Origin of the sequence: Nonomuraea endophytica (assembly GCF_014203235.1) — a bacterium.
GTDB lineage: Bacteria > Actinomycetota > Actinomycetes > Streptosporangiales > Streptosporangiaceae > Nonomuraea > Nonomuraea endophytica.
In genome coordinates this window covers 518,186-533,906 of the sequence record NZ_JACHIN010000005.1, presented here as the reverse complement: position 1 = coordinate 533,906, position 15,721 = coordinate 518,186, and the positions used below count along the sequence as shown (strand labels likewise).

Genomic DNA, 15,721 nt, shown 5'->3' with positions numbered 1-15,721 from the left:
TTGCCGGCGCTCGTCCGGAGCCGATTCTCGCCGCCTTCTTGACGCTTATATCACTACGTCTCTATGTTCAGATAGCCAAACGATGTTCGACTACCTGAATGAGCATAGCGAGGTAAGGGCGATGCGCAGACATCATTTCGGGACTGCGAAGCTGGCGGCGGTGGCTGTCGCGACCGCACTGTCCCTGTCGGCCCTGACCGCGTGCGGCGGCGGCGGTTCCGGGGGCTCCGGGAGTTCGGGCGCTCTCGAGATGTGGACCTTCAAGCAGTCCCATGTCGCCGGGCTCCAAGCGGCCGCGGCGGACTTCGAGAAGTCGGCCGGGGTCAAGGTCAAGATCGAGGCGTACACGCCCGACGACGCCTTCGCGACCAAGATCCAGAGTTCGGCCAAGACCGGTGACCTGCCGGACGTGATGGAGACCCACTCCGACGGTGAGGACCTCGGCTTCGGCGCCAGCGGGATCGCCGCCGAGCTCACGAGCGTGGTGAACGACGCCTGGCTGGCGCGCTACCCGGAGACCGTGCGGACGTCGGGCTACGTCGACGCCGCGAAGTTCAAGGAGTCCCAGGACGACGGCAGCAAGATGCACGGCGTGAAGCAGGGCGCCCGGCACAGCGTCCCGTTCACCATCGGCACCTTCGGCATCGTCTACGCCAACAAGAAGATGCTCACCGACGCCGGAATCGCCAGGCCCCCGGCCACCTGGGCGGAGTTCGTCGAAGCGCTGAAGGCCACGCACGCCAAGGACGCGAAGAACGGCGGCCTGGCACTCGGCCTGAAGGTCCCGGACACCGGGATCACGTGGCTCGCCCAGCCGTTGGCGTACTCCATGCTCGGGCGGAGCGGCTACGAGGCCCTGTTCGGCAAGGACAAGGCCGCCAACTGGTCTTCCCCCAACGGTGTCAAGGTGCTCCAGGCGTACGACCAGGTCACGCCGTACTGGATGCCCGGCACCCAGACCCTCGGCATCGACGAGGCCGACCAGGCCTTCGCCCAGGGCAAGGCCGCCTGGCTGGTGGGCGGCACCTTCACGCTGGCCTTCCTGGGGCAGAACGGCATGAAGCCTGACGACGTCTACGCCTTCGGCCTGCCGGGAGACGCGGCGGGGAAGGTGCCGGACCCGGCTCTGGGCCCGCTGGCGCTGACCAGCCTCATCCTGTCCGCGACCTCCAAGCAGCCGGAGAACGCCAAGAAGTGGATGGAATACCTCTCACAGCCGGAGGTCGCCGCGAAGTTCTCCAAGGCGTCGACCGACCTGCCCGCCACCGAGCTGGGTGCCGAGTCCTCCTCGATCGTCGGCCCCGCCCTCGCCTCGCTGCTCGACAGCTTCAAGGGCACGCCGGAAGGCACGTACGACCCGAGGCGCCGGGAGTTCTTCCCGCCGGGCTACAAGCAGGACAAGGCCGGCGCGATCCTCGTCGACATGAGCCCCCTGAAGAAGGTGACGCCGGAGCAGACCGGCCAGAAGCTCACCGAGCTCACCGAGAGCTTCTGGGCGACATCCCAGTGACCACTCCCGAGACCGCGGAACGACGCACGGTGTCCGGCGGCGAGAGCCGCCGGACACCGTCCGGGGCCCCGCCACGCCGCCGGCGCATCCGCACCGAAGCCGTCTCCGGCTATCTGTTCGTCGCCCCCGCGGTGATCCTCTTCTCCGTGATGGGCCTCTACACCATCGGGTACGGCTTCGCGCTCAGCTTCGCCCACTGGAACGGCTTCACCCCGACCTGGAAGTGGGTCGGCCTCGACAACTACGCCGACCTGCTCTGGCGCGACCCGGTCTACGCGCCCCCGGTGCAGGCCGCGGCACTCAACACCCTCTGGGTGATGATCTTCGTGCCGCTGCTCACCGTCGCCGTGTCCTTCCCCCTGGCCGTCCTGCTCAACCAGGTCAGGCGGCTGCAGGGCGTGCTGCGCTCGATCTACTTCGTGCCGTACGTGACCAGCGGCATCGCCGTCTACTTCGCCTGGCGCTACATCCTGCAGCCGGAGGGCGCCATCAACTTCCTGCTCGGGACGCTGGGGCTCGGCTCACTGCAGGAACCGCAGGGCTGGCTCGGCAATCCTGACACCGCGCTCGCCACCCTCATCGTCGTCATCGTCTGGGGCAACGTCCCGGTGGCCATGCTGCTGTACCTGACCGGACTGCAGAGCATCAACCCCAGCGTGCTGGAGGCCGCGCAGCTGGACGGCGCCGGCTGGTGGCGCACCAACGTGTCCGTCATCTGGCCCCTGCTGATGCCGCTGACCGGAATCAACGTGCTGCTCAACCTGCGCGAGTCGCTGCACGGCTTCCAGACCTTCCTGGTGATGACCAACGGCGGGCCCGCCCAGCACACCAACGTCCTGGGCCTGGAGGCCTACCGGCTGGCCTTCCTGGAGAACCTCAACCCCACCCTGGGCCTGGCCAGCGCCCTGGGCTGGATGCTGTTCGTCGTGGCGATCGTGCTCGCCCTGATCAATCTGCGAGTCCTGAGGAGCCGCGTATGACCGCCGCCGACCTGGCCGCGCCCCGCAGCCCCGGCACCGGCGCGACGGGGCGGATCGCCGCCCGCGCGATCGTCCTCCTGCTGCTGCTCGGTTACGCGCTCGTCAGCTTGTACCCGTTCCTGTGGATGGTCTCGGCCGCCTTCAAGAACCAGATCGAAGTGGTCAGGGGCGGGCACCTCATCCCCGAGAGCCCGACCCTCGACACGCTCATCGACACCTGGAACAAACTCCACTTCTTCGACTACTTCCTCAACAGCCTGCTGGTCACCACCTACACGGTGGTGCTGACGCTGGCGGTCTACGCCGCCGCCGGCTACGCCTTCGCCGTACTGAGATTCAAAGGGCGTACCGCGCTGTCGCGGCTGTTCATGGCGTTGCTGTTCGTCCCCGGTGTCACCGTGATGCTCCCGATCGTGATCCTGGAGAACCAGCTCGGCCTGCTCGGCACGCACTGGGGTCTGGTGTTGCCCTTCGTCAACGGGGGCGCGCCGATGTGCATCCTGCTGATGACCGCGACGTTCAGCGCCGTGCCCGCCGAGCTGCGGGAGTCCGCCCGCGTCGACGGAGCCTCGGAGTTCCGGATCTTCGCCGCCATCTACCTGCCGCTGGCCAAGCCCGCGCTGATCACGGTCGCGCTGCTGACGGTGATCCCGACGTGGAACGAGTACCTGCTCACCCGCGTCTCGCTCAACGACCCGGAGACCTACACGCTGCCGCTCGGCCTGCAGACGCTCGCGTCGGAGAACGTGCCGCAGTACAACAACCTGATGGCGGGCGCGCTCATCGTGGTCGTGCCGGTGGTCCTGCTCCTGCTCTTCCTGCAGCGCTACTTCGTCAACGGCCTGCTCGGTGCGGTGAAGGGCTGATGCGCGTACTCGTCACCGGCGCCGCCGGTCACATCGGCCGGTACGTGCTGCGGGAACTGGCCGAACACGACTACCTGATCACCGCCACCGACGTGGCGCCGTTCGAGGCCCCCGAGGCGCACCGGGTGCACGTCGGCGACCTGCGGGACCCGGAACTGGTGCGCTCCGCGATGGCCGGGGCCGACGGCGTCGTCCATCTGGGCGCCATCCCGCACCCCGTCTCGGACGACCCCAGCCAGTTGTTCGCCACCAACTGCCTGACCGCGCACCGGGTGCTGGACGAGGCGGGCAGGACCGGGGTGCGGCGCGTCGTCGCCGCCTCCAGCCTGGCCGCCGTGGGCCTGGCCTGGGCTCCTCAACCGGGCCTGCCCCGCTACCTGCCGCTGGACGAGGAGCACCCCATTCTGGTCGAGGACCCGTACGGGCTGTCGAAGCTCGTGCTGGAGGAGATCGCGCACGCCACCCACCGGCGCTGGGGCACGGATGTCGTCTCGCTACGCATGCCGTTCACCGGCACGGACACCCGCCTGAAGGACCAACTGGCCGCGGTCGCGGCGAACCCCGAGGCGCACCGCAACGACCTGTGGGCGTGGCTGGACACCCGCGACGCCGCGACCGCGGTACGGCATGCGCTGACCGCCGGGCTTCGCGGCAGCCACGTGGTCAACGTCGCCGCCCCCGACACCTCGGCGCCCCTGCCCACGACGGTGCTGCTCGACCGATATCTGCCCCAGGTCCCGTTGTCCGCCGAGTTCACCGGCCACACCTCGCTGGTCGACAGCTCGACCTGCGCGAAGCTGCTGGGCTTCCGCCCGGGCCGCAGCTGGCGCGGCTGACTCACCTCCCGACGAATCTGACCCAGGAGGTCGCGAGTGTTACCCCTACCGCTTCTACGCCGCGGAGCCCGCCGCCGAGCCGTCGTCGTGCTGTCGGCCGCGGTGCTGCTCTGGGCGCCGGGACCGATCGCCGCCGCGGCCGGTCCAGAGCCGGTGATGTATCCGAGCGGCGTCGGCGCCGACCTCGGCCCCACCCCCAAGACCCTGGGTGTACGCGCCACCGCCGGGCCGGACCCGGCAGGGCTGCGCACCGGCGAGCTGGACGGCCGGCCGTACTGGGAGACCGATCACGCGGCAGGCACCTCCTACCTCAGCTTCGACCTCGACGACGAGTACGTGCGGCAGTTGCCCGCCGACGACCTGGTGGTCAGCGTCACCTACCGCGACACCGGCGAGGGCGAGCTGACCCTGCGCCAGGGAGCGGACGGCACCGACTCCGCCCTGGCCTACACCGGCACCGGCGCCTGGAAGACCCGTGCGTTCGCGCTGACCGACGCCGTCCTCACCGGAGGCGCCGACGTGCTGCGCCTGTCCGGCCGGGGCGGCGGCGCGGCCCGGGACATCACCGTCGCCGCGATCCGCGTCGGCGCGGCCGGCGCCGCCGTCACCCTCGGCGCCGCCCCGGAGACCGCCGGCATCACCCCGCGCGCCGGAGACTCCTCCACCGGCCTGGTCACCGGCGCCGATCAGGGCCGCGGCTACTGGCAGACCAACCGCGGCGCACCCCCGCACGGCGTCAACTTCTTCTACATGAACGTCGCCGACACCTACGCCCACGACACCAGGGACACGGTGTTCGTCAGCGTCGACTACCTGGACGAGGGCAACGGCGCGTTCGGCCTGCACTACGACTCGCCGGGCGCCGAGATCCCGCACAGGTTCAAGAACTCCGAGGTCGTCACCTACGGCGACACGGGCACCTGGAAGACCTACACCTTCGCGCTGACGGACGCGATCCTCACCAACCGCTCCAACGGCGCCGACTTCCGCATCCACAACGCGGGCGCCACGGAGCTGACGGTCGCCGCCATACGCGTCGCGCTGGTCCCCACCGAGCTCAAGCCCGCGCAGGGGCTGGAGAACCTCATCGACGCGGCCTCGCTGAAGCTGTTCGCGGCCCGCGAGGGCACCCGCGACGGCCAGTACCCGGCCGGCGCCAAAGACCGGCTGACCTCGGCCGTCGCCGCGGCCAAGCGGCTGGCGGCCGACGAGAACGCCACCGAGGAGCAGCTACGGCAGGGCCTGCACGGCCTGAACGACACGCTGCGGGACTTCCTCGCCTCCGCCGTGGTCACCGACCTCGCCCGCGGCGCCAAGCTCACCGCGAGCAGCGCCCCCGGCGAGGCGGCGCTGGCCGCCGACGGCGACACCGCGACCACCTGGACCAGCGCCGAGAGCGGCACGGGCGAGTGGCTGCAGGCCGACCTCGGCGGCGCGAAAGCCGTCAACGACGTGCGCGTCCACTGGGCCTCGCGCTACGCCTCCCGGTACACCGTCCAGGTCTCCCGCGACGGCGAGCGCTTCACGACCGTCGCCGAGGCGGGCGGCGGCGACAACAAGCCGATGCGCACCCGCTTCGAGACGGTGACCGCCCGCTACGTACGGCTGTCGCTGACCGGCTACCCGGAGGGCGCCAAGCGGTTCGCCGTCGGTTCCTTCGAGGTACGCGACGAGCGTGCCGTACGGGGGAAACCCAAGCTGGTGAAGACGGAGTACCCGACCGAGTCCCCGGTGGTGGCCGACTTCGACGTCCGCGACTACGACGCCGACCGGACGGGCCGCGAGGACGCCACCCAGGCGATCCAGCGGGCGCTCCACGACTGTTACGACGCCGGTGGCGGCACGGTCTGGCTGCCGGCGGGCACCTACCGGGTGACCGACACCCTGGAGGTCAACTCCTTCTGCACCCTGCGCGGCGACCGCCGTGACCCCGACCACGGCAAGGGCGGCTACGGCACCGTCATCTCGGCGGACCTGCCGTCCGGCGACGACGGTCCCGCGCTGATCCGCGTCGGCGGCAGCGCCGGCGTCATCGGGCTCACGACCTACTACCCGCGGCAGAACGCGAGCGACCCGGTGCCGTACAACCACACCTTCCAGATCCCCGGCCGCGCCTGGATCGGCAACGAGAACTACATGATGACCACGATCTCCGGCGTCACCATGCTCAACTCCTACCGCGGCGTCGGCATCAGCACCTACCGCAACGACCGCGGCGAGAGCGCGAGCTCGGGCCAGGTCCACGAGTCGGCGACGCTGCGCGACATCAAGGGCACCGTGCTGGCCGAGGGCGTGCGCGCCTACAACGGCGCCGACGTCGGCACCTGGGAGAACATCACGCTCTCCAACGCCTACTGGGCCGGCGCGCCCGCCGCCTACCGGCCGCAGCGGCGCGCCGCGCTGGACGCGTGGACCCGCGCGAACGGCACCGGAATGGTGCTGGGCGACCTGGAGTGGGACCAGTTCTCCCGGATCAGCCTGGCCGACTACCGCATCGGCATCCACATCGTGCCCGGCCAGCGCGCCCAGTTCACCGGTGTCTTCATCGAGGCGGACGTCCGCCGCACCGACGTCGCGCTGGAGACCGAGGACTTCGACTCCCGCTGGGGTCTGGCGTTCGCCTCCAGCACTCTGGAAGGCAGCAAGGCCGCGATACGGAACAAGTCGCAGGCGTTCGTCAAGGTCACCGACACCGAGCTGAGGGGGGCCACCGAGGGCATCGTCCACCGGCTGTCCGGTCAGGTGCCACGCCACGAGCCCAAGCCACTGCCCAGGCCCGCCCGCGCCGTGCTGTACGTCGCCGACGAGGCGCCGCGCACCAACGGCATCGTGCCACGGCGAGACGCGACCGCCGCCATCCAGCGCACGCTGGACCGGGCGGGCCGGGCCGGTGGCGGCATCGTCTACCTGCCCGCCGGCTGGTACCGGATCGACGGCCACCTCACCGTCCCCAAGGGCGTGGAGCTGCGCGGCGCGTCCGCCGTGGCCAACCGGGACCTGCTCGGCGCCAGCGCGGGCACCGTCCTCTGGGCGTACGAGGGCCGCGGCACGGCCGAGCCCGACACCGCCACCGCCCTCATCACCCTCGGCGGCGACCGGGCGGGCGTACGCGGACTGCGCGCCTTCTACCCGGAGAACAACCCCGCCGCGGAGGGAGGACTGAAGCCCTACCCGTTCACGATCCGTGGCAAGGGAACCGGCACGTTCGTGATGGACGTCGGCGTGCCCAACGCGTGGAACGCCGTCGACATGACCGGCGACGGCTTCACCGTCCGCAAGCTCGCCGGCGCGTACTTCAGCCACGGCATCAGGGTCGGCGCGAGCCGGGGCGGCCGGATCGAGGGCGTTCTGTCCAACGGCAACGCCGTCACCCGCATCGGCTACGCCCTGCCGGACTGGGCGCAGGAGAAGAACATCTTCCCGCAGGTGATCGACGACCCGATGCGCAAGCAGGCGCGGATCGTCACGGTCGACGGAGCCCGCGGCCTGACACTGTTCAACGTCTTCGGGTACGGCTTCCGCGACGGGCTCGTCGTCCGCTCCGGCGAGGTCACCGCGTACAACCTCGGCACGGACAACCTCGGCGACGACGGCCACACCGTCGACGCGGGCGACACGGCGACGGTCACCGCGGTCAACGTGATGCGCTACAACGGCGCCACCCTGCGCGGCCCGGCACGGCTGATCAACGTGATGGCGATCAACATGGCCCAGCACGCGGTCCGTGCCACCGCCGAACCGGCGGAGGGCGGCACCGTTTCCATCGGCGGCTACGAGACCGAACCGGGCAGGTACGAGAAGGGCAGCGTGGTCACGTACACCGCGCGACCCGCGCCCGGCCACCGCTTCACCGGCTGGACGGTGAACGGCGCCGACCAGGGCGGCGTGACCGTACTCAGACTCACGGTGAGCGCGGACCTGACGGTGACGGCTCGCTTCGCGAAGGAGGGCTGAGCTCCGCGGCCGGGGCGGCTCACGTCGCCCCGGCCATCGGCCTGAGAACCCCTTGGATCGTTGGTCGAGGCCCGCCCGCCCGCCCGGCCGGATCGGGACGGCACCACCGCCGCCGATGCCTGCCCGCCAACCTGCAGGGAGTCTGGAACAACTCGACCACCCCGCCCTGGTCGGCCGACTACCACGTCAACATCAACCTGCAGATGAACTACTGGCCCGCCCTGGTGACGAACCTGGCCGAGACCACCGAGCCGCTCGACCGCTTCGTGCAGGCCATGGTGCCGCCCGGGCGTAAGACCGCGCAGGAGATGTTCAAGGCGCGCGGCTGGGTGGTGCACAACGAGACCAACCCCTTCGGTTTCACCGGGGTGCACGACTGGGCGTCCTCGTTCTGGTTCCCCGAAGCCGCGGCGTGGCTGGCCCAGCACATGTACGACCGCTACCGCTTCAGCGGCGACCTGACCTACCTGCGTGACACCGCCTATCCCGTGCTCAAGGGAGCGGCGGAGTTCTGGATCGACACTCTCGTCACCGACCCGAGGGACGGCAGGCTGGTCGTCTCACCCAGCTACTTGCCGGAGCACGGCGACTTCTCGGCCGGGGCGTCGATGTCCCAGCAGATCGTCTTCGAGGTGCTCAGCCATACGCTGGACGCGGCCCGGCGGCTGAACGTCGACCCGGGCTTCCAGACCGAGGTGCAAAACACTCTGGCCAGGCTGGACCCCGGCCTGCGCATCGGATCGTGGGGCCAGCTCCAGGAGTGGAAGAGCGACTGGGACGACCGCAACAACACCCACCGGCACGTCTCCCACCTGTTCGCCCTGCACCCGGGCCACCAGATCGTGGCCGGCACACCGCACGGGCAGGCGGCGAAGACCTCGCTGACCGCGCGCGGCGACGGGGGCACCGGATGGAGCAAGGCCTGGAAGATCAATTTCTGGGCGCGGCTGCTGGACGGCGACCACGCGTACCGGATGCTCGGCGAGCAGTTGAAGACCAGCACGCTCGACAACCTCTGGGACACCCATCCGCCGTTCCAGATCGACGGCAACTTCGGCGCCACCTCCGGCGTGGCCGAGATGCTCCTGCAGAGCCGGCACGACGTCATCCACGTCCTGCCCGCGCTGCCGGCGGCCTGGCCGACGGGCTCGGTGGCGGGACTGCGGGCGCGCGGTGACGTGACGGTCGGCGTCGACTGGCGTGAGCGGGCGGCGGAGCGGATCACCGTGCGGACCGGCAGGTCCGGGCCGATCAAGGTGCGCTCCTCGCTCTTCGCTGGGCCCCATCGCGTGCAGGACGAGCAGGGCGCCGAGATCGCGGCCACCGTCAGCGGAGACACCGCCACCTGGACCGCCCAGGCCGCGAAGACCTACACCGTCGTGCGGCTGGGGTCGTGCGCCGCGCCGCCCGCGGATCGCCCCGTGGTGGCCTGGGACCCCGCCTCGGGTACCAGCGTCTCGGACGTCTCCGGCAGCGGCCGGCCCGCGTCGGTCGTCGGTCCCGCCGCGTACGAGCAGAGCGCGCCGACCGGCAGCGGCCTGGTGCTGAACGGCACCACCTACCTCAGGACGGCGCCCACCACGCTCGGCCACATCAGGGCGGCGACGTTCGCGGCGGTGGTGAAGACCGGCGGCAGCGGCTACCGGCGGCTGTTCGACTCCCAGCCGTCAGGCGACCCCGGCGGCGACGGGATCATCGTGGACCTGACACCGTCGAACAACCTGCGGTTCATCGGGGCCGGCCGCAACGTCACCACCGGCGCGGTCATCCCGGCGGGCCGATACGTCGACCTGGTCGTCACCATGAGCGCCGCCGGGGCCGTGGACGTCTACGTGGACGGCGTGCGCACGGGCGGCGCCACGGTCAGCGCCGATGGGATCAACGGCTGCGCGACGCGGCCGCTGCAGTTCGGCGCGGACCAGAACGGCGGGCAGCGGCTCGTCGGCGCGGTCGACCGGATGGCGATCTTCCCCAGGCAACTGTCCGGGAGCGAGGTGAGAGGCTGGCAGGATCTCGCCTTCTGATCATCGGGCCGCGGTGCTCGGCAGGGACTTCTCGGTGGGGCTGTCTCCGCGATCTCAGCGCCCGTGCCGACTTGTCGCGGGCCTTGCGGCCTGCGGGAGGCCACAATTGACCTCAATATTGGTTGAGGTTGCAGACTGAGCTCATGAGCGAAGACAGAGTGGTCATTTATGAAGAGGTGGGCGCCGACCCGCTGGCCGACGTCCTGGTGATCGAGAACGAGCACGGCAGGACCCGGGTCCGCGCCGTCCCGGAACCCGGGCAACTGGCCGGTCTGGTGAAGCGGCTGGCCGATGAGGGTGTGGACCGGTTCGAGTTGTGCGGCGGGTTCGGGGCCGTGTGGCATGCCGAGGCGCGCCGGGTCCTGGGGGAGAGTGTCCCGGTCGGGGCGATCTACTACGGGTTCGAGTCGCTGGCATCCGTCGCCGACTATAAGGCGCGGTTCGAGGCGGGCGAGGTCCTGGCGGAGGCGTTCCTCATCGTGCACCCGGGCGCCGATCCCGCGTCCGACCGCGTGGTGCGGCACCGGGACGAGGGCGGGCGCACCACGGTGCTGGGGGTCCCCGACCTCGCCGGCGCCGCCGCCGCGGCCGCCGCGATGGCCGGTGAGCTGCAGCTCATCGAGGTGTACGGCGGGCGCCGTCCGGACGACGCCGAGCCGGTCATCCGAGCGGCCGTCGAGGCCGGGGTACCCGTGGGCATGAGCGCGTTCTGAGAACGGGTCAGCGCGGCCAGGGGTGGTGGTAGACGACCCGCTTGCGGGGCGCCTCGTTCAGCATCCACAGCCGGTCGGAGGCCGGTTGGTAGGCGAGGTTCTCCAGGTTGGTTCCGCCGCGGGTCCACAGCTTGGTGGGCTCGCCGGTCCCGGCGGTGTAGACGCAGCTGGGGATGTTGTACATGCCGCCGACCCACTCCGGGCACGGTCCGGCCAGCACGTACCGGCCGTCGTGGGAGGTGCCGCCCTGCAGGCCCGGGATCCGGGTCCGCAGGCGGGCGCTCGCGGTGCCGGTGAGCTGGCCGGTCGCCTGGTCGACCGGCCAGCGCACGATGTCGCCCGTGGAGGTGGTGAACTGCGCGGGGCCGCTGGACTGGCCGGCCTCGAAGGTCACCAGCTCTCCGGCGGCCGGGTCGTAGGCGGCGGCGGTGATGCAGGGGACGGGCTTGTCGGGCTGGTAGGTGCCGCAGCCCTGCGTCGGGAAGTGGTAGGTGGCCACGCGCGGCAGCGCCCACAGGTGGTAGCTGGCGTTGAACGTGCCGCCGGACAGGCCCACGGCGCGGCCGGAGCCGTTCATCTTCCAGATGTGGCGCAGGTCGAAGACGTCGAAGCCCTCGTAGCCGTTGGTGCCGGTGGGGGCGGGCTCGAACGTGCGCAGGTAGAGGAGGTTCCCGATGAGCACCACCGCGTCGGCGTGCCCGCCGACCGGCTCGAAGACCTCGCCGGTGCCGGTGGGGCGTACCAGCAGAGCGTGGCGGTAGCGGACGTTCGCCGGGTCGCCGATGTCGGCGAACGTCAGCCGGGTCAGGGCGCCCCGGGCGTAGTCGGGGTGGTCGTAGTTGTACCAGCCGGCCAGCAGCAGCGAGGAGCCGTCGGTGGTCAGGCCCTGCGGGACGAAGGTCATGGAGGAGTCGTCGCCGTAGGTGTCGTCCCAGCAGAAGCCCTGGGCCGGTGGGGTGGAGTTCGTCGGGTGGCACAACGGCCTGGCGGTGCTGTTGGCCGAGGCGAGCACGGCGGAGACCGGCTGCGGAGCCAGTTGCGCGTGGGCCTGCTCGGCCTGCCGTACCTTGGCCAGGTCGGCGGCGTCGTAGGTCATGGTCAGCGGCGCGCCGGGAACGGGCTCCAGCGGGGTGGTGATCGTCGCTCCCGGGTCGGTGAGGTTGCGCAGGCCCAGGCGGGTGACCACCCGCCGCGAGCCGGACTGCGTGGCGTCCTCCTCGTAGGCGACGCCGAATGTGGCGTCGGGCAGCACGCCGATCGCGGCCGCGCCCTGCAGCCCGCCGGTCTCCAGGTTGACGCGCGAGGGCGGGAAGCGGCGTTGCGGGGTGGCGTCGGAGTTGAAGCCGGCGGCGTGCACGTCGATGCCGTTGACGTCCTCGTTCCAGGCAAGCGCGAAGCCGCCGGTGTCGTCCATGCCGACCTTCGGGTTGGCCTGCCGGTTCGCGGTCCCGGGAGTGGCGACGCGCTGGGGGAAGCGCTGGGTGAGGTCGGCGCGGAAGCCGCGTACCCGGACACGCCACGCGCCGTCCGGGTTGCCGGCCCAGGCGATGACGAAGTCGCCGCCGGCCATCGCGGCGACCGACGGGGCGAGCTGGGAGTTGGTGGCGTCGGCGTTGGCCGGCGTGCTCGCGCGGGCGATCGTGCCGTCGGCGGCGACCTTGGCGTACAGGATGTCGGTGTTCTGCTCCCAGGCCAGGATCGCGCCGCTGTCGTGCACCGCCACCGCCGGGTTGGCGGCCCTGCCCGCGGCGCTGACCTGCACGGGGCCGAAGGTGCGCGAGGTGATCGCGGAGTAGGCGGCCAGGCGGACGGTGGACGTGGCCGCGTCGGGATGGTCCTCCCAGGTCACCGCGAACGAGCCCGAGCCGCGCACGGCGATCCGGGGCCAGACCTGGTCGCCGCGTAACTCGCCGGGACCGTTGGCGACGACGGTGGCCGACAGGGTGCCGTCGGCGCGCAGGACACGCAGGGCGATGTCGCGGACGCCGTCACCGTCGCCGTCCTGCGCCCAGGCGACGACGGCGTCGCCGCTGTCGGAGACGCCGACCGACGGCTGCGTGTGGGAGAAGGCGCCGGTCCCGCCCGCCGAGACCCTCGTCTCACGGACCTGGGCCCCGTCGCGGAACTGGCGGACGTAGATCTCGGCGCCCGCGGCCTGGCCGGGGGTGGGGTGGTGCTCGAAGGCGACGGCGGACCATCCGGTACGGCTCGCGCCCATCGAAGGGCGTCCCTGATCCGGTACGGCCGCCGCCGCAGGGGTGGCGACGAGCAGGGGTAACAGCAGGGCGGCGACGCCAAGGCGGTACATGCGTGCTCCTGGGGGTGGCATCCGCACTAATGATGGAGACCACATTATGTTGCCCGCACGCGCCAGGAATCCAGAGGGATCATCCCCTTGACCGCCGCGTCAATCGCCAGATATTTACGGACTCCGATATAACTGACGGTCAGATGTCCGCCGGTGGCGTGGCGTGGCCCGGCCAGTTCCAGGCCCTCGTCATCGACACCCAGGCGCGCCCTGCCGCCCGTTCCGCCCGGCAACCGACCGCCGTATCGCCGAGGCCGTACGCCGGCTCAGCGAGGCCCACACCGCGATCAAGAGCGGGCAGACGACCACACCTGCCCACTGAACTCCGAGCCTGACTGATGCCACTGTGCGGCGCCTCCCGGCCCGCCCCGAGCGGCGGCCGATCCACCCCGGTGCGGCCACCCGTAGGCCTCGTCGCCCACGCCGAGCAGGCCCCGGCCGACCCCGACCCCTGGCACGCCCTGGAAGGCTTCCTCGCTCGGAAGGAAGTGGCCACCGATGCACCTCCGCGTCCTTGGCATCGCGCGAAGCCTGTGCCCGCGAACGCCAGCGCGATCATGGCCACGATCGCCCGCGAGGACATCCCCGAGACCGCACCCAAGGCTCTCTTTCGGGATGGCTGTCCGCGGCGGTCATCTCAATCGACGTAGACACGCCCTCTGACAGCCACCCGCTGGTCCACGGCCGCACTGAGTAGGGCCGACATCGCCTGGGCGAACTCCGACAATCTCCACACCGGCTTCTGGCTGCTCAACGGGGCCGGCCAGGTCCTCAGCGTCCCGGAACCTTGGGGCTGGGGCATCTCCTGGGGCCGCATCGAGCCCGTCGGGCTCGGTGACATGAACGGCGACGGGAACCTGGACATCGTGACGCTCGACTACTGGTCGGGGACGGTCACGGCGCACACGTCCGACGGCGCCCTGAACAAGACGGGATCGTACGACCTCGACGGGCCGTGCGACCCCACGTGCAGAAACGCCGGATGGAACCCGATCGGAATCGTGGACACCTACAGGCTCCCGTGGAGCGAGCCGGGCTGAGCATCGCCGTTGGGGCCCCGCAGCCCGCAACGCGGCCGTCGTCATCCACAGACGAGGGATCAACGCCTGGCCATGCTTCGCGCGGTTCGGTCTCGATGGGCTGGACGTCGCATTCTCGAAGCGGGAACATCCCCAAACCGGGAAGTTCCCGTATTCTGCATGCATGACGATGGACCACTCGCACATCGAGACCCTCGGGATCGCCGCGGCGAGTGACAAGCTCGGCCCGCTTGTGTCCCGCGCGGTCCACGCCCACCGGCCCACCCGGATCAAGCGCTCCGCCGACGAACACGCCGTCCTCATCTCCGAAGAGGACTACGCCGACCTCGTCGCCCTCCGCCGTGCTCGCGAAGCCGCGCAGGTGCGTGAGCTGATGGCGGCCGCCGGTCGCGGTGACGTCGCGATGACCGTCTACACCTCGCGGGACGAGGCGTACGCCGACCTCGGGCTGGGCGGCTCCGACCGGTGAAGTTCCCTCTCCACGTTGCCCCCCAGGTTCGAGAGGTTCTCCAGTCGATCGCGCCGATGCTTCGTGCCTCCATCGTTGACACGCTGCTCGACCTGGCCGACGACCCGACCCCGCCCGGCGCCATGCCGTACGCCGACATCCCGGGCGCCTACGAACTGGTGACGCCGGCCTTCCGCGCGCTGTACACCCACGGCCCCGACCATGTGTCGGTGTGGGTGCTTCACGTCAACCTCCGGTGAAGGGCGGGCTCCCGGTGAGCCATCAGACATGGACCACGGCGCTGCGTTACCAGCGACTCCTGCCAATCAGGGACGTGCGCGCCGTTCGCCCGTGACAGCTGGTACTCACCGGTCAGCCCGGGTCGCGGAAGCCGTACTCCTGAGCCAGGTCTGCCACGCGGACCGTCCGCCCGGCATGCCGGGCGACACCGGAGTCCTCCAGCAGCGCCCGCACCGCCCGGCCGGGGAACTCGACCGAGTCGCCGCCCGGCGGCAGCCGGTCGCCGAGAGCGGCCGTGATCGCCTCCGTGCGCGTGAAGCCGGGGGACAGGGCCGAGGCGGTGACGCCGTGCGGGCGCAGGTCATGGGCGAGGGTACGCGCGAGCCGGCTCACGCTGGTCATGGCCAGGTCGTAAAAGACGTGACCGGCGATGATCTCGGCGTCCGGATCGGTGTAGCCGGTCATGACCAGCAGGCCGCGCCGTTCCATGAGCAGGGGAGCCGCGTGCCGGGCGGCCACCAGGTGGCTGCGTACGCCGATCTCCATCATGTTCTGCCAGTGCCGCAGCGGTAGCTTCCAGAACGGTCCGCCTGCGAGCGGCAGCGCGTTGCCGTCGCAAGCGTTGGCGGCCAGGAGGTCGAGCCCGCCCCGCTCGGCGCGGACTCGCTCGAACACCGCGGCGACCGCGGCGTCGTCGGCATGATCGACGACGATCGGGATGCCGTGCCCGCCTCGCTCGTCCACCTGCTCGGCGGTGTCCTCGACGGTGCCGGGCAGACCGGAGTGGCGGCGGGCGCGGGAC

12 protein-coding genes are annotated in these 15,721 nt (G+C 71.0%); 10 read left to right on the top strand and 2 right to left on the bottom strand.

Annotation, left to right across the window (positions count from 1 at the left end; all coding sequences use genetic code 11):
* Positions 1 to 121: 121 nt before the first annotated feature.
* The 7 genes from HNR40_RS21260 (at position 122) to HNR40_RS21230 (ending at position 10,883) form a co-directional block, all read left to right on the top strand.
* A complete protein-coding gene (locus HNR40_RS21260; protein WP_184963860.1) occupies positions 122 to 1,510 on the top strand; it encodes an ABC transporter substrate-binding protein in 1,389 nt (462 codons plus the stop codon).
* Entirely contained in the window at positions 1,507 to 2,490 is a 984-nt protein-coding gene (locus tag HNR40_RS21255; RefSeq protein ID WP_221340627.1) for a carbohydrate ABC transporter permease, read from the top strand. Before HNR40_RS21260 ends, HNR40_RS21255 begins: the two co-directional genes overlap by 4 nt.
* Positions 2,487 to 3,356 carry a carbohydrate ABC transporter permease gene (locus HNR40_RS21250; protein WP_184963858.1) on the top strand — a complete coding sequence of 290 codons (870 nt, stop codon included), beginning with the start codon at positions 2,487 to 2,489 and terminating at the stop codon, positions 3,354 to 3,356. Before HNR40_RS21255 ends, HNR40_RS21250 begins: the two co-directional genes overlap by 4 nt.
* A complete protein-coding gene (locus HNR40_RS21245; protein WP_184963856.1) occupies positions 3,356 to 4,192 on the top strand; it encodes an NAD-dependent epimerase/dehydratase family protein in 837 nt (278 codons plus the stop codon). Before HNR40_RS21250 ends, HNR40_RS21245 begins: the two co-directional genes overlap by 1 nt.
* Positions 4,193 to 4,228: 36 nt before the next feature.
* On the top strand, positions 4,229 to 8,146 hold the full coding sequence (locus HNR40_RS21240; RefSeq protein ID WP_221340626.1) for a discoidin domain-containing protein: 3,918 nt from the start codon (positions 4,229 to 4,231) through the stop codon (positions 8,144 to 8,146).
* On the top strand, positions 8,047 to 10,170 hold the full coding sequence (locus HNR40_RS21235; protein WP_376773489.1) for a LamG domain-containing protein: 2,124 nt from the start codon (positions 8,047 to 8,049) through the stop codon (positions 10,168 to 10,170). Before HNR40_RS21240 ends, HNR40_RS21235 begins: the two co-directional genes overlap by 100 nt.
* 143 nt (positions 10,171 to 10,313) lie before the next feature.
* On the top strand, positions 10,314 to 10,883 hold the full coding sequence (locus HNR40_RS21230) for a DUF6506 family protein (RefSeq protein WP_184963853.1): 570 nt from the start codon (positions 10,314 to 10,316) through the stop codon (positions 10,881 to 10,883).
* Positions 10,884 to 10,890: 7 nt separating this feature from the next.
* Here HNR40_RS21230 and HNR40_RS21225 read toward each other — a convergent pair whose 3' ends face one another.
* On the bottom strand, positions 10,891 to 13,191 hold the full coding sequence (locus HNR40_RS21225; RefSeq protein WP_184963851.1) for a hypothetical protein: 2,301 nt from the start codon (positions 13,189 to 13,191) through the stop codon (positions 10,891 to 10,893).
* A gap of 839 nt (positions 13,192 to 14,030) precedes the next feature.
* On the opposite strand from HNR40_RS21225, the gene HNR40_RS21220 reads away from it, so the two are divergent.
* From HNR40_RS21220 to HNR40_RS21210, 3 genes are all read left to right on the top strand, one after another.
* Positions 14,031 to 14,231 carry a hypothetical protein gene (locus HNR40_RS21220; RefSeq protein WP_184963849.1) on the top strand — a complete coding sequence of 67 codons (201 nt, stop codon included), beginning with the start codon at positions 14,031 to 14,033 and terminating at the stop codon, positions 14,229 to 14,231.
* A 163-nt stretch (positions 14,232 to 14,394) separates the two neighbouring features.
* On the top strand, positions 14,395 to 14,700 hold the full coding sequence (locus HNR40_RS21215; RefSeq protein ID WP_184963848.1) for a type II toxin-antitoxin system Phd/YefM family antitoxin: 306 nt from the start codon (positions 14,395 to 14,397) through the stop codon (positions 14,698 to 14,700).
* A gap of 56 nt (positions 14,701 to 14,756) precedes the next feature.
* Complete coding sequence (locus tag HNR40_RS21210) at positions 14,757 to 14,939, top strand: hypothetical protein (RefSeq protein WP_184963846.1); 183 nt, start codon at positions 14,757 to 14,759, stop codon at positions 14,937 to 14,939.
* A gap of 112 nt (positions 14,940 to 15,051) precedes the next feature.
* Here HNR40_RS21210 and HNR40_RS21205 read toward each other — a convergent pair whose 3' ends face one another.
* The gene (locus HNR40_RS21205) at positions 15,052 to 15,696 is read right to left on the bottom strand and encodes an SDR family oxidoreductase (RefSeq protein WP_246509343.1); all 645 of its coding nucleotides are present in this window, start codon (positions 15,694 to 15,696) and stop codon (positions 15,052 to 15,054) included.
* Positions 15,697 to 15,721 lie beyond the last annotated feature (25 nt).